23 protein-coding genes are annotated in these 21,723 nt (G+C 46.7%); 3 read left to right on the top strand and 20 right to left on the bottom strand.

Annotation, left to right across the window (positions count from 1 at the left end; genetic code table 11):
- Positions 1-8 precede the first annotated feature (8 nt).
- The 12 genes from motS to OQ477_RS00545 form a co-directional block, all read right to left on the bottom strand.
- A complete protein-coding gene (motS, locus tag OQ477_RS00600) occupies positions 9-698 on the bottom strand; it encodes a flagellar motor protein MotS (RefSeq protein ID WP_044801548.1) in 690 nt (229 codons plus the stop codon).
- Positions 688-1,503, bottom strand: coding sequence for a flagellar motor protein MotP (gene motP, locus OQ477_RS00595; protein ID WP_265971076.1), 816 nt, complete (start codon positions 1,501-1,503; stop codon positions 688-690). Before motP ends, motS begins: the two co-directional genes overlap by 11 nt.
- Before the next feature lie 68 nt (positions 1,504-1,571).
- Positions 1,572-2,576, bottom strand: coding sequence for a catabolite control protein A (gene ccpA, locus OQ477_RS00590; RefSeq protein ID WP_032871678.1), 1,005 nt, complete (start codon positions 2,574-2,576; stop codon positions 1,572-1,574).
- A gap of 278 nt (positions 2,577-2,854) precedes the next feature.
- Positions 2,855-3,931 (bottom strand): bifunctional 3-deoxy-7-phosphoheptulonate synthase/chorismate mutase, encoded by a 1,077-nt coding sequence (locus OQ477_RS00585; protein ID WP_003152383.1) that lies wholly within the window; start codon positions 3,929-3,931, stop codon positions 2,855-2,857.
- 236 nt (positions 3,932-4,167) lie between these two features.
- Positions 4,168-4,494, bottom strand: coding sequence for a bacillithiol system redox-active protein YtxJ (gene ytxJ, locus OQ477_RS00580; RefSeq protein ID WP_007408776.1), 327 nt, complete (start codon positions 4,492-4,494; stop codon positions 4,168-4,170).
- Positions 4,495-4,519: 25 nt separating this feature from the next.
- The gene (locus tag OQ477_RS00575) at positions 4,520-4,933 is read right to left on the bottom strand and encodes a YtxH domain-containing protein (protein WP_003152380.1); all 414 of its coding nucleotides are present in this window, start codon (positions 4,931-4,933) and stop codon (positions 4,520-4,522) included.
- A 32-nt stretch (positions 4,934-4,965) separates the two neighbouring features.
- A complete protein-coding gene (locus OQ477_RS00570) occupies positions 4,966-5,388 on the bottom strand; it encodes a DUF948 domain-containing protein (RefSeq protein WP_265971074.1) in 423 nt (140 codons plus the stop codon).
- A gap of 155 nt (positions 5,389-5,543) precedes the next feature.
- Positions 5,544-6,842: a UDP-N-acetylmuramate--L-alanine ligase gene (gene murC, locus OQ477_RS00565; RefSeq protein ID WP_265971073.1), complete on the bottom strand. Its 1,299-nt coding sequence runs from the start codon at positions 6,840-6,842 to the stop codon at positions 5,544-5,546.
- Positions 6,843-7,082: 240 nt separating this feature from the next.
- Positions 7,083-9,686 (bottom strand): DNA translocase FtsK, encoded by a 2,604-nt coding sequence (locus tag OQ477_RS00560; RefSeq protein WP_265971071.1) that lies wholly within the window; start codon positions 9,684-9,686, stop codon positions 7,083-7,085.
- A 166-nt stretch (positions 9,687-9,852) separates the two neighbouring features.
- Positions 9,853-10,458: a YtpR family tRNA-binding protein gene (ytpR, locus tag OQ477_RS00555; RefSeq protein ID WP_003152375.1), complete on the bottom strand. Its 606-nt coding sequence runs from the start codon at positions 10,456-10,458 to the stop codon at positions 9,853-9,855.
- A gap of 14 nt (positions 10,459-10,472) precedes the next feature.
- Complete coding sequence (locus OQ477_RS00550) at positions 10,473-11,282, bottom strand: DUF1444 domain-containing protein (protein ID WP_012118213.1); 810 nt, start codon at positions 11,280-11,282, stop codon at positions 10,473-10,475.
- Positions 11,283-11,297: 15 nt separating this feature from the next.
- Complete coding sequence (locus OQ477_RS00545; RefSeq protein WP_003152373.1) at positions 11,298-11,621, bottom strand: thioredoxin family protein; 324 nt, start codon at positions 11,619-11,621, stop codon at positions 11,298-11,300.
- 197 nt (positions 11,622-11,818) lie between these two features.
- Here OQ477_RS00545 and OQ477_RS00540 point away from each other — a divergent pair, with 197 nt between their 5' ends.
- A complete protein-coding gene (locus tag OQ477_RS00540; RefSeq protein WP_014418659.1) occupies positions 11,819-12,265 on the top strand; it encodes a YtoQ family protein in 447 nt (148 codons plus the stop codon).
- A gap of 240 nt (positions 12,266-12,505) precedes the next feature.
- On the opposite strand, the gene OQ477_RS00535 is transcribed toward OQ477_RS00540, so the two are convergent.
- The 3 genes from OQ477_RS00535 to OQ477_RS00525 all read right to left on the bottom strand — a co-directional run bounded on the left by OQ477_RS00535 (position 12,506) and on the right by OQ477_RS00525 (position 15,346).
- On the bottom strand, positions 12,506-12,994 hold the full coding sequence (locus tag OQ477_RS00535; protein ID WP_265972394.1) for an HPP family protein: 489 nt from the start codon (positions 12,992-12,994) through the stop codon (positions 12,506-12,508).
- A gap of 440 nt (positions 12,995-13,434) precedes the next feature.
- Positions 13,435-14,016: a CGNR zinc finger domain-containing protein gene (locus OQ477_RS00530; protein ID WP_265971068.1), complete on the bottom strand. Its 582-nt coding sequence runs from the start codon at positions 14,014-14,016 to the stop codon at positions 13,435-13,437.
- A 256-nt stretch (positions 14,017-14,272) separates the two neighbouring features.
- A complete protein-coding gene (locus tag OQ477_RS00525; protein WP_014418662.1) occupies positions 14,273-15,346 on the bottom strand; it encodes a M42 family metallopeptidase in 1,074 nt (357 codons plus the stop codon).
- A gap of 158 nt (positions 15,347-15,504) precedes the next feature.
- On the opposite strand from OQ477_RS00525, the gene OQ477_RS00520 reads away from it, so the two are divergent.
- Positions 15,505-15,822 (top strand): PepSY domain-containing protein, encoded by a 318-nt coding sequence (locus tag OQ477_RS00520; RefSeq protein WP_003152366.1) that lies wholly within the window; start codon positions 15,505-15,507, stop codon positions 15,820-15,822.
- A gap of 55 nt (positions 15,823-15,877) precedes the next feature.
- On the opposite strand, the gene OQ477_RS00515 is transcribed toward OQ477_RS00520, so the two are convergent.
- From OQ477_RS00515 to trmB, 3 genes are all read right to left on the bottom strand, one after another.
- The gene (locus tag OQ477_RS00515) at positions 15,878-17,575 is read right to left on the bottom strand and encodes an NAD-dependent malic enzyme (RefSeq protein WP_044801542.1); all 1,698 of its coding nucleotides are present in this window, start codon (positions 17,573-17,575) and stop codon (positions 15,878-15,880) included.
- A gap of 78 nt (positions 17,576-17,653) precedes the next feature.
- Positions 17,654-18,499 (bottom strand): YtnP family quorum-quenching lactonase, encoded by an 846-nt coding sequence (locus tag OQ477_RS00510; RefSeq protein WP_265971066.1) that lies wholly within the window; start codon positions 18,497-18,499, stop codon positions 17,654-17,656.
- Between the two features lie 58 nt (positions 18,500-18,557).
- Positions 18,558-19,211 (bottom strand): tRNA (guanosine(46)-N7)-methyltransferase TrmB, encoded by a 654-nt coding sequence (gene trmB / locus OQ477_RS00505; RefSeq protein WP_003152359.1) that lies wholly within the window; start codon positions 19,209-19,211, stop codon positions 18,558-18,560.
- Between the two features lie 185 nt (positions 19,212-19,396).
- Here trmB and OQ477_RS00500 point away from each other — a divergent pair, with 185 nt between their 5' ends.
- Entirely contained in the window at positions 19,397-19,675 is a 279-nt protein-coding gene (locus OQ477_RS00500; protein ID WP_003152357.1) for a YtzH-like family protein, read from the top strand.
- Here the strand turns inward: OQ477_RS00500 and OQ477_RS00495 are convergent, their stop codons facing one another.
- Both OQ477_RS00495 and OQ477_RS00490 read right to left on the bottom strand, forming a co-directional pair.
- Positions 19,676-20,473 (bottom strand): phosphotransferase family protein, encoded by a 798-nt coding sequence (locus tag OQ477_RS00495; protein WP_003152355.1) that lies wholly within the window; start codon positions 20,471-20,473, stop codon positions 19,676-19,678. It lies immediately after the preceding gene.
- A 269-nt stretch (positions 20,474-20,742) separates the two neighbouring features.
- Entirely contained in the window at positions 20,743-21,672 is a 930-nt protein-coding gene (locus tag OQ477_RS00490) for a YegS/Rv2252/BmrU family lipid kinase (RefSeq protein WP_265971064.1), read from the bottom strand.
- Positions 21,673-21,723: the final 51 nt, after the last annotated feature.

Raw genomic sequence — 21,723 nt, 5'->3', positions numbered from 1 at the left:
AAACGACCTTATGAGGAGGTCGTTTTTTTGATCACAATTTCTACACGGCGGTTTTCTTTCATATGTCCGGGACTTTTGTTGTCCTTCACAGGTTTCGTATCCGCATACCCGGCAGAGATAAACCGTTTGGCGGAAAAGTCTTCATTCGCGGTAAAATACCGGATCACACTCGCCGCTCTTGCAGACGACAGCTCCCAATTTGACGGAAATTGATAGGTGGAAATCCGGCGGCTGTCCGTATGGCCTTCTACCTGTATGTCATTCGGAATTGTTTTTAAAAGCACCGCGATCTGATGCAGAACCGGCTCGGCGTTTTTCAGCACATCCGCTTTTCCTGTCTGAAACAGAACGGCCTCCTGCAGCACAAGAACCACTCCGCGCTCATCGCGCTTCGCCGTCAATTTTGAACTCAAATGATGCGCTTTTATGTATGTCTTCACGTTTTGTAACAGCAAATCCTGTTCTTTATTTTCGTTTGCTTTGTCTGATGACGCCGATTCACCCCCGCTGCCGTTTGTATGAATCGATGAAACGGCAGATTGAAATTTTTCCGCGTCTATTTGCGACATCGAAAAAAGCAATATAAAGAACACGAGAATGAGCGTGATCAAGTCAGCGAACGTCACCATCCATCTCGGTGAACCGCCGGAATGTTCCGGTTTGTTTCTTCTTTCAAAACGCTCTTTTCTAAGCTTCATGGACAGCGCCCTTTTTCTTGTTCGCAGGCTGTCCTTTACGCCAGTCTTCTCTTGAGCTGAAGACAACGAGCTGACTTTCGAGGTTGCGGGGATTTTTGCCCGATTGGATGCCGACAACCCCTTCGATCATGACCTGTTTGATGAAAATTTCACTTTCCGTTTTTTCTTCAAGCTTTGCCGCGATTGGGATAAACACCAAGTTGGCAAGCAGCGCTCCGTACAGTGTCGTCAATAGCGCAACGGCCATGTTCGGTCCGAGGGTATGCGGGTCATTTAAGTTTTTGAGCATGAGAACGAGTCCGACGAGCGTCCCGATCATTCCCCAGGCGGGTGCGAAATCACCGGCTTTTTCAAAAACGCGTCTTCCTTTTCTGTGTCTTTCTTCCATCGCGGCGATCTCAGAATCCATCACCAGCCGGATCGTTTCCTCGTCCCAGCCGTCAATTGCAAGCAAAAGCCCTTTTTTTAAAAACGGATCCTTGATCTCACGCGCCTGGTCATCCAGAGACAGAAGCCCCTGCCTGCGCGCCTGCTCCGAAAGGCTGACAAATACTCTGACAAGCTCTTGCACATTGTCATCCTGACGGGAGAATACCTGTTTCAGAACAGAAGGGGTTTTCTTTAAATCCCTCGGCGGAAAACTGATAAAGATCGCCGCAGCAAGGCCGCCTGTGACGATTAAAAAAGAAGTCAGATCTAAAAATGAACTGATTCCCGCCAGTCCCGTCCCTGACAGAATACCGATTGCGACAATAATACAGCCTAACATAAAGCCAACGGGCGTCAGATAATCAAAACGTTTCATATCTTCTCCTTACTCAAGTAAAAAAGCAAGATTCCACCCCTCAGAGTGAAGCTTGCTTTTCCGTTTTTTTATGACTTGGTTGATTGTCTTAATTCGATGCGGTGAGGCAATTCGACGATATGCTCTTCAACCGGCTCTTTGTTCATCAGTTTTGTCAAAAGTCTCATCGCCACGGCGCCGATATCGTACGTAGGCTGCACGACTGTTGAAAGCTGAGGGCGGACCATCAGGCTCAATCTCGTATTGTCAAAACCGATAATATCAAGATCATCAGGTATCGAAAGACCTTGATCTTGGGCCGCATGGATAATGCCGAGGGCCATTTCATCCGTCGCAGAAAGAATCGCCGTCGGTTTCCGGTCAAGGCCCATCAAGCTTTGAAGCGCCTCCATACCGGAATCATAGGTGTAATCGCCTTCCGCTACGAATTGCTCGTTAAACGGAATCGCCGCTTCTTCAAGCGCCCGTTTGTACCCTTGCAGTTTTTTCGAACGGTTGATCGGCTCTTGCATCGGACCGGAGACGAGTGCAATATCGCGATGCCCTTTATCAATGAAAAGCTTAACGGCATCATAAATCGCCTGTTCATAATCAATGGCGACAGAAGGCGTCTCGCCCTGTTCTTCCACTGATGCCGCCAAGACGATCGGCACAGGAGAGCGCTTAAATTCTTCGACATGCTCGTCCGTAATGTTGCCGCCCATAAATACGATACCGTCCACTTGTTTGCCAAGCATCGTATTTAACAGATGCAGTTCTTTCTCAAGATTTTGGTCCGAGTTGCTTAAAATAATATTATATTTGTACATCGTCGCGATATCTTCAATTCCACGCGCAAGTTCAGAGTAGAAAATGCTTGAGATATCAGGGATGATGACGCCGACCGTTGTCGTTTTTTTGCTTGCAAGCCCTCTTGCCACCGCGTTCGGGCGGTAGCCGAGCCGGTCAATGGCTTCCAATACTTTTTTTCTGGTCGTCGGTTTTACATTCGGGTTGCCGTTCACGACGCGGGAAACAGTCGCCATACTGACATTTGCTTCTCTGGCCACATCGTATATCGTAATGTTGCTCACTGAAACCACTCCTTTTACTGGATACACTTATCCTTATCTATAGCATAAACACTTTATGTAAAGAAATGTCGTACGATTTCGCATTCTGTCGTTTATGATTGTAAGCGTAAGTCAGTAGTGTACATTATTTTTCATTATTCATCAAATTTAAATATCTCTCATGAAATTATACACGTTTTTCCCAGTGATGAAAACGTTCACTTTCATTTTATAATTAAATAAAATGAAGATACGAAAAAAAGCCGCGCGAGGCGGCCTTTAAAGAGCGGAACGTTGTATTATGCTTTTACTTTCAGCATTGGCTTTAATTCGTTCAGCCATTTCTCGAATTCAGGTATATCCATCTGCTGCGCAGAGTCTGAAAGGGCAACGGAAGGATCAGGGTGAACTTCGGCCATCACGCCGTCAGCGCCGATCGCAAGCGCCGCTTTTGCTGTCGGAAGCAGGAGATCGCGGCGGCCTGTTGAGTGTGTGACGTCAACAAACACCGGCAAGTGAGTTTCCTGTTTCAAAATCGGCACGGCAGAAATGTCGAGTGTGTTTCTCGTTGCCGTTTCGTACGTTCTGATTCCGCGCTCACAAAGAATGATTTGGTCGTTTCCTTGTGACATGATGTATTCAGCTGCATTGATGAACTCTGAAATTGTTGCGGCAAGACCGCGTTTTAACAATACCGGCTTTTTAACGGAACCGGCGGCTTTCAGCAATTCAAAGTTTTGCATGTTCCGCGCGCCGATCTGAATGACATCAATGTAATCAATCGCTTGCTCAATGTGTGCGGGCGTTACGATTTCACTGATCACCGCGAGGTCATATTCATCAGCGACGCGTTTAAGAATTTGCAGGCCTTCTACGCCGAGACCTTGGAAATCATACGGACTTGTGCGGGGTTTAAACGCGCCCCCGCGCAGGATTTTAATGCCTTGTTTTTTCGCTGCGGCCGCTACTTCGGCAACCTGCTCATAGCTTTCTACGGCACAAGGTCCGACGATGAATCTCTGATCGCCGTCACCGATTTTTTCACCTTTTATGTCAACGATCGTATCTTCTGCTTTTTTCTTCCGGGAGACGAGCAACGCTTTGCTGTGGTCCTCTTCTTGAAGTTCAAGTCCGGCTTTGAAAATTTCTTTGAAAATATGCTGGATCGTTGAGTTTTCAAATGGGCCGTCATTGCTTTCAATTATGCGGTTAAGCATTGTACGCTCTCTGACAGGGTCAAATCGGTTGACACCTTGTGCTTCCTTTGCTTTACCGATTTCTTTTACAACGGCTCCGCGTTCATTGATTAATTTAAGGATTTCTAAGTTTAGTGCGTCTGCCTGCTGTCTTAGGCTCTCTAATTCCTTGTTGCTCATCTTTTTCATCCCTTCTATGCTATGTTTTATTTTAATGGTTAACATGCATCTTACTACAGTTATGCGAAAATAGGAATATGAAATAATAAATTTTTTCACATTCGGCTTTATCACAAAAACGCTTTTAAGCTTTTATGCGTTGAAGCAGTATATATTGATATCCTACATGATCCGGCTGAAATGATCAATAGTTTTTTTCAAAAAAAAAACCGCCGGTATCAACCGGCGGCCAGCAATTATGAAAGGTGCTGCTCTATTGCGTTTTTTGTGATTTGTGAATGAGACGCGTGCCATTTCACTTCGCCGTTTGCAATGACGAATACTTGCGGGCTTTCATGTTTCACGCCGTATGTCTCGGCGATATAGTTTGAAAGCGGCCGGCTGTCCTGCACCTGCAGGTAATAAGAAGGCACTTCCGAATGCGCCGATGCAAAGGCGTCAAACTCCTGAAACGCGGCTTGGCTGATCGGGCAGGTTGTGCTGTGTTTCAAAAACACGAGCGTGTTTTCTTTCTCAGCGGCATTTTTGAACTCTTCTTCAGACGATATCAGCTGTTTTGTCATGTCGGTTATCTCTCCTTATTGAAGATCAGCGATTTGCCTGACCGGCTTTTTCCCCGGCGTCTTCCGCTTCGGCCTTGATGCTTTGGGCCGTGTCCTGCATTTCGCTTCTCGTCTCTTCGGCTTTCTCGGTTAGTGTGCTCTTAGAACGGTCTTTTAAATCCTTCACTTTATTCATAATCTGGCCTGACTGATCAGCTACCAGCTGGGTGATATTAGATGTTTTGTCCTTGGCAATGCTGACATATTGAGAGCCTTTTTCTTTCGCGTCGGCCGTCATTCTGTCCGTCTTATCCTTTAACGCAGAAGCCTGACTGCCGAGATCGTCGCGCAGCTCCTTACCTGATTTAGGCGCCAGAAACAACGCCGTTGTCGCGCCGATAATTCCCCCGATCAGCGTTCCGATTAAAAAATCCTTACTATTGATTCCATCTTTGCTCATTATGATTCCTCCTTAGTGGATTTTTCTTATGATTAAAGCGATGTTTTTTTCTTTTGCTTCCACTTGTCCCATATTTCCATAGCGGCCTGGCTCCAGGTGACAACCTGACTGATCTTATCCTGATTCTCTCTTACAGAGGCCGTAACGGAACCTGCTGCCTGCTTTATGGATGTATTAAACTGCTGGATGGAAGTTCCCACTTCCTGGACAGCATGGACAACCGTATTTAATTTCTCTGATTTTTCCTGAATGTCTTCCGCGAGACGGTTTGTCTTATGTAACAGCTCGGTTGTCTCTGCGGTAATGCCTTTCATCTGCCCTTCAAGGCCGTCTAAAGTCGAGGCAACGTTTGTTAAGGTCATCTGCACGGACTTTAATGTTTTGGACAGATAGATGACGAGGATGAGAAATGCAACGGCAATGAGTGCGACGCTTAAGTAAAGAATGATGATCATCTAATACCTCCTTATTGCAGGATATAGTGGTATATACCCAATTCTTAAAATGATAAACATATATGAAAGATCTGTATGTATACTATTTCTCCGTTTATCGGTAAATCCCTTTGCAGCACGCACAAAAAAGCAGTGAGAGCCCCACTGCTTTTTCGTTACGCTATGACGTTTTCATAGGCTCTCATATATTTTTGAATGTCTCCGGCGCCCATGAAGATCAGCACTGCGCCTTCATGCGCTTTTAACACGGATGTGTCATTTTCTTCAATGAGTTCTGCGTTATCGATTTTTTCCTGAAGATCCGTGATCGTGAGCTTGCCGACGTTCTCGCGGGCAGAGCCGAAAATGTCACACAGATACACGCGGTCGGCCGCGCTTAAGCTTTCTGCGAATTCATCCAAGAATGATTGCGTCCGTGTAAACGTATGCGGCTGAAATACCGCGATGATTTCACGTTCGGGATATTTTTGGCGCGCCGCCTCAATCGTAACTTTGATTTCAGTCGGATGGTGGGCGTAGTCGTCGATCAGTACCTGGCTGCCGATCACTTTTTCATTGAATCTGCGTTTGACGCCGCCGAATGATTCAAGTCCGAGCTTAATCATGTTCACGTCTATCTCTTCATAGTGGCAGAGCGCAATGACCGCTAAGGAATTGAGGACATTGTGATGCCCGTATGCCGGGATGTAGAACGTATCGTAAAACGTATTGCGGACAAAGACGTCAAATGTCGTGCCTTCCGTATTTTTTACGATGTTTCTCGCTTGAAAATCGTTTTCTTCTCCCGTGCCGTAATACACGACAGGCACATTGGCGTGAATTTTCGGCAGGTACTCGTCATCACCGCAGGCAATGATGCCTTTGTTGACTTGAAGCGCCATGTTTTGGAAAGCATCAAACACATCGTCAATGTTGGCGAAATAATCAGGGTGGTCAAAATCAATATTCGTCATGATCGCATAATCAGGCTGATAGCTTAAGAAATGACGGCGGTACTCGCAGGCTTCAAGTACAAAGTATTCGCTGCTTTCATTTCCTCTGCCCGTTCCGTCCCCGATAAGAAACGAAGTCGGCTTCGCCTGCTGCATCACGTGTGCTAAGAGGCCCGTTGTGGACGTCTTGCCGTGTGCGCCCGTTACCGCGACACTTGTATATTTTTTCATATATTCAGCTAAAAATTTATGATATCTGATGACAGGAATCCCTTCAGCGAGCGCCTTTGCGATTTCCGGATGAGAATCAGGGAATGCGTTACCGGCGATTACCGTTAAGCCGGGTTTGATGTTATCGGCGCTGAACGGATAGATCGGGATATTTCTTTTTTCAAGGGCAGCCTGAGTGAAAATCTGCTTCTCGATATCCGAGCCCTGCACCTGATACCCTGTATCATGCAGGATTTGAGCAAGCGGGCTCATACCTGTCCCTTTTATTCCAACAAAATGATAAACAGTCATAATCGTACCTCCAACAAACGTCTATCTGTTCCCCAGTATATGACGCTCATTTCATTTTGCGACCGCCGCGGGCAAAAAGCCCGCACAGCGGCGCTTCCATTTATTTTTACGTTATCGTCAGTATCTGTAACTTTCTTTTTGATTAAACCTGCCGCATGATATTTCAGCGCGTGACAGTGATGCAGTTTTGATGGTCCATCCACTATCATACCATGTTTGTGAGAAAAATGAACGATATTCTTATTCTTGAGCAATGTCAGCGGCCGTAATCAGCACTTCACGGGGCTTGCTGCCCTTCGCTTCTGAGATCATGCCCTCGGCTTCCATCATGTCAATCAGCCTTGCGGCGCGGTTATAACCGATTCGGAACCTTCTTTGAAGGCTTGAGGTGCTGGCACTGTTTTGCTCCACGACGAATTGGCACGCCTCAGGAAACAGTTCGTCTTCTTCCTTGAGGGCGGTTCCCTGCCTGATCAGTTCTTCCTGTTCAAACAAATAAGAAGGCGGCAGCTGCTTTCTGACATGAGAGACGACGCGGTCAATTTCTCTGTCGGATACAAAGTTGCCTTGCAGGCGCACCGGTTTTCCGGTACCGTTTTCCCAGTACAGCATGTCGCCTTTTCCGAGCAGCTTTTCCGCTCCCGCCATGTCGATGATCGTTCTGGAATCTACCTGGCTTGAGACGGAGAATGCAATCCTCGTCGGTATGTTTGCCTTAATCATTCCGGTAATGACATCGACAGACGGACGCTGTGTCGCGACAAGCAGATGAATGCCGCAGGCTCTCGCTTTCTGCGCGATTCTGGCAATGCTTTCTTCCACATCGTTCGGCGCGACCATCATTAAATCGGCAAGCTCATCAATAACCACTACGAGGTACGGGAGCTTTTCGCCTGTCTTATGATCGGCGGTTAATTCATTAAAGCGGCCGATATCTCTCACACCCGAATGGGCAAACAGTTCATATCGCCGTTCCATCTCTTCCACAACCCATTTTAACGCGGCGGTCGCGGCTTTGACGTCCGTGATGACGGGGCTGACCAAATGCGGAATTTGGTTATAAGGCGCAAGCTCGACCATTTTCGGATCAATCAGAAGCATTTTGACATCACTCGGATCCGCCTTATAAAGCAGACTGACCAAAATGGTATTGATGCAGACGCTTTTTCCCGATCCTGTCGCACCCGCTATCAACCCGTGCGGCATCTTTTTCAAATCAATGACGACCGGGTTTCCGGAAATATCGACACCGAGCGCGGCTGTAAGCGGAGACGGATTCGTCCTGAAAGCGGCGCTTCTGATCATCTGCCTTAAATCGACGACTTTGCTTACACGGTTCGGAACTTCAATGCCGATCGTGTTTTTACCGGGGATCGGCGCCTCAATCCGAATATCCTTGGCAGACAGGCTCAGTTTAATATCATCTGCTAAGTTTGTAATTTTGTTTACTTTCACTCCGGGCTCAGGATGCACTTCAAAACGTGTGACGGACGGGCCTTGTGTGACATGAACGACTTGGGCGCGCACATTAAAGTTTTTCAGTGTAACGTTTAAAAGCTCGCGCTGTTCTTCAATCCACGATTGGTCGTCATGTCTTTGCGCCGGCGGTACGTCCAGAAGCGACAGATTCGGAAAGACATAGCTCGCTCCGCCCTCCGGCGTCTTCGTCTGCTTGTGTTTATCGCTTTTAAGCATCATGACGTTAAACGGAACATTGCGCTCTTTCGGCCGCTCCGCTTTTCTCACAGTCTGAGGCTGTCCGGGATGCTCTGTTTTTTCTTCGGCAGGCCGGGACGGGGCATCGGCCGTCTCGATGCTTGCAGGTTCAGGCTCGGGGTCTGAATGCCGCGTGACTTCATTGTACTCAGGCTGTGAGTCTGCTTCCTGTTTCGCGTCGGTTTCAGCTGATTCGGGCTTGTCTTCAGACTGCGGCTGAACTTCCTCATCGTATCCGGGTTCTGTGTATGTATACACCGGTTCTTCTCCGGTTTCAAAAGGCGGTGCTTTTTCCGGCTCAGGCTCCTGATATTCCTCTTGCGGCGCCGCTTGTTCCTCTGTGTTTTCAGCCGTTCGGGATGCTTCATACTCAGGCTCTTCAATAGGCTGCGGGCGGGTTTGTTCATGCTCTTGTTCTTCTGTAAAGCCGGCAGACTCCGCGCTTTCCGTGTGCTCCCGCTCTTCAGTCTGCTGCGGTTCTGCTGCTGCAAACACTTGCTCTTTTGCATTCTCAGCCTCGGTGTGAAGCTCCTCTTTTTTAACGGCCGGGATTTCTTCCGTTTCTTGTTTCACAAACGGGTCTGGCCGGTCATTCGTCTGTTTTGTTATCCCGGATGTTGTGAAGACGGGCTCTTTTTCCGTTTCCTGACCGGCTTTTGGCGGAACAAATTGCTCCTCTGACAGCAGTGTTACGTTCTCTTCACGCCGCTTTTCAGAAATAGGCGCTTTTTTTATGCTGTGCTGAGATTGAAAGCCGTAAACCGGTGAAGGAATGGATGACGGTTTAAAGGGCTTTTTCACCGTATCAGGCTCTTTATGTGTATGCTGTTTCCGCTCGGTTTGCTCCTTCCCGGCGGCATAATCCCGGGACGGCTGGCGGCGTTCGTGCCTTTCCCGCTGTCTTTGGTTTTGCTCCGTTCGCTTATAGCCGTCCGGAACGACGGGGAAGCGGAAATTCCCTTTCGGATATTCGTAATATATTTTAGGATCTTCCATGCGCGTGAATTTGCCTTCTGGCTGATCCGGTATCTGCTGTTTCGGGATTTGGGCATGCGTGTTCGGTTCACGTTCATGCTCTTCTTCTTTTTCACCTAAAAATAAGTCAAAAAATTTATTCAGCCAACTCATGTTTAATCACTCTCTAACTCCCTTTTTAGTAGTCTGGGACGATATTAGTATACCATTGCCGGGCGGCTCAGAAAAGATTAAGCTCCCAACTGAAGAAAGCCGTTAAGCAGGCCTGCTTAACGGCTTTCTCTCACATCATTCGATTCTGTGTGCTTATTTATGGGAGTTAGAATTGAAATGCTTCGCCGGCCTCGCGGCTGTCTTCAAGAACAAGAATCCCTTTTTCCGCCGGCGCATCCGGCAAAGCGAGTTCTTTCGCGGAGCAGATCATGCCGCTTGACGGAACGCCTCTTAATTCAGCGTCTTTAATCACAAGTCCGCTCGGCATTACCGCGCCGACTTTAGCGACGACGACTTTTTGCCCTTTGTCCACGTTCGGCGCGCCGCAAACGATTTGAAGGGTTTCCTCTCCCACATTCACTTGGCAGATATTCAGTTTATCCGCATTCGGATGTTTTTCTTTCGATTCAACGTGACCGACAACAAATTTCGGAGAAAGGTCAACCGTCAGCGTTTCTGAGACGCCGTTTCTGTTCAGTATTTCATTCACATCCTGAACGAATGTCTCAGACAAAGCGACGGGGCCGTTGTCCTCAATCTGTAAGTAAGAAGACACGTTAAAAATGTTAAAGCCCGTCGTTTCTTTTGTTTCTTTGTTAAAGATTCTGACGACATCGCCTTCTCTTTCATAGCCGATTTCTTCGCGTGCCGCATCTTTAAGAGAGATCAGAAGCGTATCTCCCACACCTTCTTTATTGTAAAAAGCGTTCATAAGAAAAATCCTTTCTAATCCTTTTTCGGCCGGCTTTTCGCCATGATAAACACAGGTTCCAGTCTGCCTTCATTATACAGAAATGAAAGGGCCGTAATCGGCACCGTGCCGCTTGCAAAGAAGCTCATGGACATTTGCCCTAAAATATCATAACCCGATTCATTTCGAATGTCAGCAAGTATTAATACATCCTGGTGCGGGACGGAAATCGCCAATTCGCCTTCAGCGGCCTGCTTGTATTCATGAAGAATCGAATCATTGAGAATCCGGCTGGCGTCATAGCCGTCATTCGCCCTGAAAAAATAAAAATAATTGTCCGCAACCGTATCCTGTTTCACGACCGAAGGAAGAGAGCGGAGATTGAATGACGCCGTCTCCCTGATGCGTTCTTTTGTCCAGTTTTCTTTCTCGAGCATCCGGCTGTCAATTAAGCGGTACGTCTTACCGAGGTCAAGCGCGTAGTAGATTCTTGTTTCGGCCGTATGGTCATCATACACGAGCGGAATGCCGTCGCTCGTTTGATCGGGAAATGATGTGGAGCGGATGACCGGATAGATTCCGGCTTCCTTTCCGGACATCTCCTGTCCGCTGCCTTCCATCGCCTCCATTGCTTCTGACACATAGTAGACGATTTCGTCGATCGCTTCTTCTTTTTTCGTCTCCCACTTCGCAATGATCGGCGGGAGCTCCAATGTGATGCCTTTTTTGGTCGTTTGATCCTCAACACGGAGGGTGTCTTTTTCTCTGTCAAAAAAGAAGGATCGGTTCTCGTGCTGCAGGCGCTGTTTTAATAAATCCGCCAGCTTCCTTGACGTCATTTTCAAAGCCCGTGGCCTCCTTTATGCTTTAGCAAGGGAATCGGTTAAAAATTGCTCAATTTCTTCTTTTGTTTTACGGTCTTTGCTGACGAAACGGTTCACTTCTTTTCCTCCGTTAAACACAACAAAGCTCGGAATGCCGTAAATTTCCCATTCCGCGCATGTATCAATAAATTGATCGCGGTCTACGTAGTAATAAGTGAATTCAGGAAAGTCCGCTTCCAGCTCAGGGAGAAACGGCTCCACAAAGCGGCAGTCCGGGCACCAATCCGCTGAAAACATAAATACCGCCCAATCGTCTTGTACCGCTTTTTGCAATTCTTCCGTGCTTTCAATCTTTTTCATTGTCATTCCTCCATCTGGATTATGAGTTTTTTATATGCTGATGTTTGTCCAATTGGATCATACCAGACTGTGTACGGCAAGACCAACTATATGCAATATCATTATCATATTTCATTTGCATTATCAAGCAAGTTTCGTTTACCATTTTGCTTGTAGCCGTACGAAAATCTTAATATGTACATAAGGAGGGGCAAAAGATGCAGTTTGTCGTGTATTTAGCGGGTGAAATCCACAGTGATTGGCGGGACGAGATCAAACAAAAAGCAACAGCGCTGGACCTGCCGATTACGTTTGTCGGCCCGATGGAAAACCATGAACGCTCAGACAATATCGGAGAAGAGATTATGGGCGTGCAGCCCGATTCTGTTTTAAAAGACGCCAGAGCTTCTGATATCAACAATTTCCGTACAGAGGTGCTGATGGAAAAAGCCGATTTTGTGATCGCCCTGTTTGGCGAGAAATATAAGCAGTGGAATACCGCGATGGATGCTTCTTATGCCATCGCAAAAGGAAAGCCGCTCATTCTCATCCGTCCGAAAGAACTTCATCATCCGCTGAAAGAGCTTTCCGGAAAAGCGAATATCACGGTCGAAACCGTCAATCAAGCGATGAAAGCACTCTCTTATTTATTTGAAACAGAATAAGCAGGCCGCCTTTATGCGGTCCTGCTTACCTATTTACAATAGAAAGGTGTCAAATTTTACCATTCAGACTCTTTTTTCGAACCCAAAACAAATTATCCGCAATCAATTATTCCCACACCCACTCCATTCCTAAATGGTGTTATTCAACTTCACACGAACCATATATTGTTTTCTTTATATGTAAGAAAGAAGAGCGAAATCTGCGCAATAACGGATACATATGCGGATCGCCGAAATTGATTAAAACCAAAAGGCGGGATACTGCCGATTATTCCGTAAGTTATTAATAAGCACTGCTGCCGCAACAATAATTACAGATCCCGCAAGAACCGGAAAAGCTAAATAGCTCCAGGCATACGCCCCTTGAATCACTACAATAGGGTCCGCTCCAGCAGGTGGATGAGTAGTCTTTGTAACCGCCATAAAAAATATAGATAGCCCCACTCCTAAAGCCAATGTCCAGGGATGAGAACCAAGAAGATTATATATAACAAGTCCAGTCAATGTCGAAATGAAGTGTCCCCCAATAATATTTCTAGGTTGTGATAAAGGGGCATTCCACGCTCCGAAAGCCAGTACACAACTTGCCCCAAAAGGCGCCATCAGCCACAGAGATCCAGTTTTATAGGTTATCAATGACAAGATTAAAATTGTTATAAAACCACCTAATAAGCCTGTTGAAGCATCTTTAACATTTACTTTTAAAGGACTTTTTCCTCCCCCTTTCATTTTTTTGAAATAATATCCTTTTTTACTTTGTACATTTTCTGCTGTTTGCTCAATCTTCAATATAACCCCTCCTTTTCACTAAGTTTAAATCATCTTAACTAACCTGTAAATGATATTTTAAGAGGTTATAATTTTAGGGTTACAATCCATCCCTCTTTATAGATCATTCTTCTCTTCAAAAGTGATCCTTTAAGAACGCTTGCGGTAACATTTTTTTGTTTGAAATTTTAAACGTTCATTTGGTTTTAGATGCGAATGAGTTGTTTTATGAAACCATATTTTTGTTTTCCTTATGAATTGTTTTCAAAAAAGACAAACAGCCTTACTCAAAAAAATATTGAGATAAGGCTGTTCATTAAATTTTATTTATATATGAAGATTCAACATTAAAATAAAGTGCAAGATTTATTCCGACCACAATGTAATAGAGGAAATTCGTTTTATGTTTTCTTAAGATGACGGGAAACCTTTTCTCTGTTGCCGCATATCTTCATTGAACACCATTTTCTCCTTCCGGTGTTATCAAGGAATAATAAGACGCATTCTTCATTAGCACATCGCTTCATTAACTTGATCTTTTTTGTATATATAAGCGATAAACCTTCATAAGCGATGAGCGATATAATTGCATCATCAATTTTTCCAATCGGAATACGAGCGAGTTTGCCATCGAGAATCTTATATGTAAATGGAGCCGATTCAATCTTTTTTTCTAAAAAAGTGATAAAAGATTCTCCAGGTTCTTCACCATCTGCAATTTTCTCAAAATTTTCTCTTAGTGCTGATCGTAACTCAAGTATTTTTTCAACCATCACAGTAGTCAGTTCATCTTGTGCTTTTTTTAAAGTTAATTGATTGAAAAAAGGGGTTCCTTTCCCCATTAACCTTAACCATTCCAAAAGATCCTCTTTTGACTTTAACAAATTATGACGTTTACCATAACTCACCACCTCAGTATTAACCAGATCAAAAGGAAGATTGTTAGAGATGAGAGGAAATTTTATGTTTGTCTTTTTTGTCATAAATATACCTCCTTGCAGAACAAATAAAAAATGCAAATGTCACTCGATTTTGTGAAATCGCTACTCAGCTCAATGCTCGGATTGGAACAATTTTGATAATAATATTGAAAAACAATATGTGTTACCTACTTCTATTTTTAATACGCTTTACACTTATATTCACAACAAAGAACTGTCTCGATCATGCGGCTTAAAGCAGAATGTAAAAACAGCAGTCAATAAGTATTCAAAGAGACTTATTGACTGCTTATTTTTTTTACACATTTTCTCTGATCGTTTCGACCGTCTGTTTGTCACTCGCCATGACCAGCTTAATGAGCATTTCTTTCGCCGCGGCATAATCATCGACATGGATGATCGCGGCATTTGTATGAATGTATCTTGAACAAATGCCGATGACGGCAGACGGAACCCCGCTGTTTGATATGTGAACCCGTCCGGCATCCGTTCCCCCGCCTGAAGCGAAATATTGATAAGGGATATTGTGCGTTTCCGCCATATCAAGGACGAACTCTCTCATCCCGCGGTGCATGACCGTCGTTCTGTCGAGAATGCGGAGCAGCACCCCCTCGCCGAGACGGCCGAACAGCTCCTTATCGCCGCTCATATCATTTGCCGGGCTGGCATCAAGCGCGAAAAAGAGATCAGGCTGAATCATATTGGCCGCTGTCTGCGCCCCTCTCAAGCCGACTTCCTCCTGAACGGTGGCCCCGGCGTACAGATTGTTCGGCAGGTCTTTTCCTTGCAGCTCTTTTAATAATTCAATGCTTAACCCGCAGCCGTAGCGGTTATCCCACGCTTTGGACAATATTTTCTTCTCGTTGGCCATCGGGGTGAACGGGCAGACCGGCACGACCTGCTGTCCCGGTCTGATCCCCATTTTGACCGCGTCCTCTCTGTCATCGGCACCGATATCAATCATCATATTTTTGATCTCCATCGGCTTTGCGCGTTGGGCATCTGTTAAAATGTGGGGCGGGATGCTTGAGATGACGCCGATAATCGGTCCGTTATCCGTCTGCACCTCGACGCGCTGGGCAAGCAGCACCTGACTCCACCAGCCGCCGAGCGTCTGAAATCTCAGCATGCCATTATCCGTAATCTGCGTTACCATAAACCCGACTTCGTCCATATGGCCGGCTACCATAACGGTCGGCGCATCTTCAGCGCCGCGCCTTACTCCGAAAACACTTCCGAGTCTGTCCTGCACGATGTCATCCGCATATTTCGCAAGCTCCCGTTTCATAAAGGAGCGGACCTGATGTTCATTTCCCGGTGCGCCGGGAAGCTGCGTCAGCGTCCGGAAAAGCGTTTTCGTTTCCTCATTCATATTTTCCCCTCATTTCTATGTAATGCTTTTATTTTATTAGAAAAACAACCGTTTTCCAAGCGCTCAGATTGAATGGGCTGGAAAACCGCCGCTTTACTTAACACCGTCTGGCATCTTCTGTATAATAAAAACTACGACATAATTGGAGGTGCTTCATATTGAAATTACGTCATTTTCTCTTAGGTGCAGGAGTCGGATTATGCGCTGCCATCGCAGTGAAAAAGTATGCGATGAAACCTTATATCTCTTCAGAAAAAGCGCTCCGTATCGTGAAAGCGGCTTTTAAACAGCGCGGGCCGATAGACGGATCATGGATTTACACAGAGCCCGAGCCCTACCAGGTAAACGGAGAAACCATCCAGGTATACAAAACCGGCGTGACACGTTCGGCATTCGGCGAACTGGAGCAATATGAAGTTATGGTCAATGCAAAAACAGGCCAGATTGTCGATGTCATTGATTCTGTCGCCTCATAATCTGGACAAGCAAAAAATAAAGCCCAAAACCATCAGCGTTTTGGGCTTTATTCGGTTACATCGGCCGAATTCGTTTATATACGGGGTGCCACATCGCATCCTGCACCGTTTGAATCAGATCCTCGGGTTCCGTTTCCGCTACACCGTCCTGAATGGCCGCTTTCGCTACGGCTACCGCCACAGTTGCCGATACCGTCCTGAGATCCTCCACTTTCGGAAGCATCGGGGCCCCCGGCTTGCCGACGTCCACCATACCGGCGATGGCATTCGCGCAGGCAACGAACATATTGTCCGTAATGAGCCTTGCTTTTGTCACAATCGTGCCGAGTCCGAGTCCCGGGAATACGAGCGCGTTGTTCGCCTGTCCGATATGGTAGGTAACGCCGTTATACGCGACAGGCGGGAATGGACTACCCGTAGTGACAAGTGCGCGGCCTTCCGTCCATTTAATTAAATCTTCAGGTTTTGCTTCTGATAATGTGGTCGGGTTTGACATCGGCAAAATAGCGGGCCGTTTGACATGCGAGGCCATTTCTTTGACGATTTCTTCCGTAAATGCGCCTGAGACGGTGGATGTGCCGATCAGGATCGTCGGCTTGGCCTGACGCACCGTCTCCGCCAGATCAATTGATCCGCCTTCACCGCTGCGGCCGTACTCTTTCACTTCATCAGCAGAGCGCGCGTACGGAACCTGAAAATCACGCAAGTCCTTCATATCATCCGTTAATAATCCGTTTCTGTCGATACACCAAAAATGGCTGTAGGATTCATCTTCGCTTAATCCGTCATGCACCATAGCTTCGCGCAGCTGCTCAGCAATTCCGATACCGGCCGTTCCCGCGCCGAAGACGACGACTTTATGCTCTTTTAAAGGCACTTTTGATGCTTTCGCACACGCTAAAACAGCTGCAAGCGACACCGCGCCCGTTCCTTGAATGTCATCGTTAAACGTACAGACTTTATCTTTATACCGTTTCAATATGCCGCGGGCATTAGCCGTACCGAAATCCTCCCAATGAAGCAGTGCATTCGGGAATGTTTCCCGGGCAAGCGAGACATACTCATCAATAAAGCGGTCATATTTCTCGCCGCGCACTCTTGAATGCTGGTTTCCGACATACAGCGGGTCATTTAAGAGGCTTTCCTGATTTGTCCCCGCGTCCAACACGACCGCAAGCACTCGTGACGGATCAATTCCGGCCGCCGCCGTATACACCGCAAGTTTCCCGACAGAAATGGCGATGCCGCCGACGCCCCAGTCACCGATTCCCAGAATGCCCTCGGCATCTGTGGCAACGATTAAGTCAATGTTTTCATTTTTTCCGAACTGCTGAAATGCGGCGCGCATTCCTTCAGGGTCATCTATTGACAAATACAGACCGCGGGGTTTTCTGTACTCATGGCTGTAACGCTGGATCGCGGTGCCGACGGTCGGCGTATATACGATCGGCAGCATTTCGCCTAAATGATCATTTAACAGCCTGTAAAATAACGTTTCATTCCGATCATGGAGAGCGGTCAAGTACACATTTTTGCTCAGCTCATCAGGCTGCGAACTGAATTGTTCGTAGGCCCGTCTCGCCTGCTCTTCGATTGTCAATACTTTCGGCGGCAGAAATCCCTCGAGCCCGAGTTCCTCTCTTTCCTCCTGTGTAAAGGCCACCCCTTTATTTAAAAAAGGCGTAGAAAGCACTTCTAATCCGCGCAGAGTTGTTTTGATTTCTCCATCTTTCGTCACTTGAAATTGATTCACCTGTCTCTTCCTTTCAAAGCAATTTGTCTTAGGTTTGCTTTTATTCCCGAAATTCATACAGGTAAATCATCGATCCGCCTATTTTTTCTCCCGTCTGACAGATGCAGCCACTTCGCCGTCTTCTCCCCATTTTACCGCTCTGTAAATCGCGTCGTGATAGAAAATCAGCCAGGCGTCTTTTTCTGCCGCGAACGTCTGCCATTTCTGCTTTTCTGGAATAGAGGTCATCGGATAATCATCATAGGCCAGCACCCATAACGGATTTTTATGCGCGTTCGTCGGCATCAGGTCGGCGAAATGCACAGCCGTTTCCCCTTCGTCTTCTAAGACGATGACGCTGTGTCCGTCGCTGTGGCCGCCGGTGTGGTGCATCGTAATGCCTTCTGTCAGCTGATACTCGTTCTCAAAGGTTTCGACCTGATCTTGTACCGCCTCCCAATTTTCTCTCCAATATGTATTTTTCGATCTGATATTAGGGTTTCTCATTTCGCGCCACTCTGTTGCAGAGGTGATAATGCGGGCATTCGGGAAAACAGAGACAAGCTCCTCTCCGCTGTATTCCGTCAAGCCGCATGCATGGTCAAAATGAAGATGGGTCATCGCGGCAATATGAATGTCCTCACAGGAAAGCCCGAGTTCACGAAGAGATTGTTTCAGATTGGATTCCTGTGTTACGCCGTAATTCCTTTTTTGTTTATCAGAGAATTTCCCTCTGCCGATACCCGCGTCAACCAATATATTCAGGCCGTTTTTTCTGATCAGAATCGGGTCTGTTCTTAATTCAATCTGGTTTTTGTCATTTACGGGGTATTTTCTCGACCATAAAGGCTTCGGGACAACGCCGAACATCGCTCCTCCGTCCATATGCGTTACACCGCCGTCCATCCATGTTAATGAAATATTCCCAACATTCAATGTCTCCATCTTGATCCCTCCTGATGTAATGGTAGCAAATGGCGGCATAAAAAAACAGACTCCCGCATCAGAGTCTGTCTTTTGTTCTCCATTCAACTTCGGCCCGGTAAATCGGCTGGCCGAGCGCGGAGAATTTTTCTTCGTATTCTGTCATAATATTGCCCTTCGGATCGCTGTTGTGCAGATCAAGGCTGACTTCCGTCAGAAGCAGGCCGTATTCGGAAAAGCTTTTCAGAGAGTATTCGAATAAACCGCGGTTATCGGTTTTAAAATGAATCTCACCTGTTTCGCCCATCACTTCTTCGTATTTTTTCAAGAACGTTTTAAATGTTAAACGGCGCTTTTCGTGACGGTTTTTCGGCCACGGGTCAGAAAAGTTTAAATATACGCGCTTGATTTCTCCCCGTTCAAATACGTCATTCAGTGTTTCCGCGTCTATATTTAACAAACGGACATTGTGAGCCCCGCTGTCCTTTACTTTTTGGACGGCAGTGACGATGACGCTTTTAAACAGCTCAATGCCGATATAGTTGATATCCGGATTCTGCTTGGCCATTCCTGAAATGAACTGCCCTTTTCCCGTACCGACTTCAATATGGATCGGGTTGTCATTGCCAAAGACCGTGTTCCACCGCCCTTTATACTGGGCCGGATCACTGATGGCGATGTCAGCGTTTTCTGCCAGAAAATCATTCGCCCAAGGTTTATGGCGCATTCTCATATGATTGACACCTCTATCTATAATTTCGAGTAACAACATACCATGAAACATAAAGAGCCGCAAGCGCCTTTTAAAGGTGCCGGCTGCATAAAAAAAGAGGCTCCCCGGTCCGGAACACTCATGTGATGCATAAAACCGCACCGCTTTGCACAATGTATGACACAGAAAGGATGTGTATATGAATCATGGGCTTAACAAGCGAACATCAGGTCCGGTTATTAAAGGACATACTGGCCGACCATCAATTGGATTGCTGCGGCACAGTTGCCGAGTATGAACAGCTGGAGCGTGTCATCAAATCACTGATGGCCAACACCGGGCTTGATTCAAATATAAAAAACGTGCTCGAGGACGTCTACCGCTACAGCCAGTCCGGCATCACGGCCGATTCCATCGACACGCATATTCAGGAGCACCAAAACCATTTGTCCCAATGGGTGGAGCAGATGGATTCGTACTCCTGACTACTTGACAATCCGCTTCATCAGGGCATGAAGCTCTTCCATGGCATCATGATACGCTTTGTCGTTTCCTTTTGATTTGTGCCAGGCGATGAAGGTGATGGTCTCCGATAACATGTACCATGCCATCCGCAGCCGAAGCCCTTCCGTGAGCTTCATGCCGTACATCCCAAGCCAGCTGTCCCACGCTGGCTCTTCGACGTAATGATACAATAAAGGGCCGAGATCCATGGCCGGATCAGCTATCATGGCGCCGTCCCAATCTATTAAATACAGCTGGTTGTCTTCAGACAGAAGCCAGTTATTATGATTCACATCACAATGGCAAACGACTTTTTCACCGAATTGCACCTGATCCACATGAGCTTCCAAATAAGCAAGGCCTTCCTGAATAAGCGGCGAAAATTGCCGCACGGCAAAGACGGCCTGCTTCAGCTGCGACAAAAGGGCGCCCGGATCAAGCGGTTCTTTTCCCAATCTTTTCAGCATGTCGAGCAAAGCTTTTGATGTGTGGATTTTGCGGAGCAGCTCAGCCACCGGGCGTCCGCTCATATCCTTTGCCTTCAGCTCCCTGCCCGCCATCCAATGCTGAGCCGTAATGACGTCTCCGTTTTCCATCCGTTTCGTCCAAACCAGCTTCGGAACAATGCCTTCGGCGGATAACACGGCTAAAAAGGGCGAGCTATTACGTTTTAAAAAAAGCTGTTGGCCGTTATGTTTCGCATAATATGCATCTCCTGTAGCTCCTCCGGCGGGGAAGATCTCCCAATCGCTACCTAGTAATTGTCCCAACCAGTTCATATCAATGTTCAACCCATCATTTCTTAAAATATTTTAGAATAGGCCTCCAGCCTTTCTCTATTGGCGGAGCGGCCTGTCATAAACAATTTCATGAGAATAAAAAAGACAGCTATTGAGAGTCTCATATGCTAATCAATAGCCGTCCTATAAATTTTAGCGCTACAGCACAAACTTCGTCAAGCAAAACTAGCAAGAACACCTGTGAATTCTGAAGATTTATGCCGGAACCGCTCTTTGCCGTGAAACATTTGACGGGTTTCATTTGTTTATTATGTTTTTATTTTCAACGGCGCACCGCCCGGCATAAGCCGAAACGGCGTCGTTCCGATCAGCTCGCCGTCAGCGTAAAACGGAATTTTCCCATCTGTTTCAAAAACGAATTCCTTCCCCTTTATCATCGCCACTCCGTCCATTTTGATATGCCGGCCGAAGCTCATCGCCCATAAAAAACGATACAGCGAGAAAAAGGACAGGTTTTCTGCGATGACAATATCAAAATGGTTTTGACGGGGATTTGCTGAAGGCGCCGCTTTCATGCCGCCTCCGTAATAAGGGTGATTAGCCGCAATGACAAACCAGACATTGCGGAATTCACGCCTCTGGCCGTCTGCCGTGCAAACAAATCTGAACGGCTGAAACCTCGAGGCCGTATGTAAATGCGCGAGCGGGTAAATCACAAAGCCGAGACGCAAAAACCGAAGAACGCGCGAAAACGGAAAATTCGCGGCTGCCTTCAAAACTGAGGCATCGAAGCCGACAGACAGGTGGTTAATAAAATAAAGTGATTGCGCTTTGTCATGAAAAAAGTTGATGTTTCCCGTAAAAAATTTCCGTGTGAGCGGGCGGTGCAGACTTTTGATTTCTTGGAGGAGCGCCGACTTCTTAATACCGAGCCCTTTGGAAAAGTCATTGTACGAACCGGCAGGCACAAAGGTCAGCTCAATCTGATCCGTTCCTTTCAGTCCGTTAATGACTTCATGCATCGTCCCGTCACCGCCGATGACGAACAGCCGCTTAAGCTTATGATCCTGCATCATTGAAATCTGCCTCGCCAGCACCTCCGCATGTCCGGGATGCCCGGTCAAAAAAGAGCGGTGGCTGACCCCGCGCCTGGTCAGCTCTTTTTGAACTGATTTCCAGACACGCCGGCCCCGCCCGCCTCCTGAGACCGGATTAATAATAAAAAACCATTGATTCATCGTTTGTTTTCACCTGCTTCATAGATGAAGAGACAGCCGGCAAACGTCCGT

Source organism: Bacillus sp. ChL18 (assembly GCF_026241425.1).
GTDB lineage: Bacteria > Bacillota > Bacilli > Bacillales > Bacillaceae > Bacillus > Bacillus velezensis.
The sequence above is the reverse complement of the archived record's forward strand: the minus strand, read 5'-3'. Positions and strand labels throughout refer to the sequence as shown.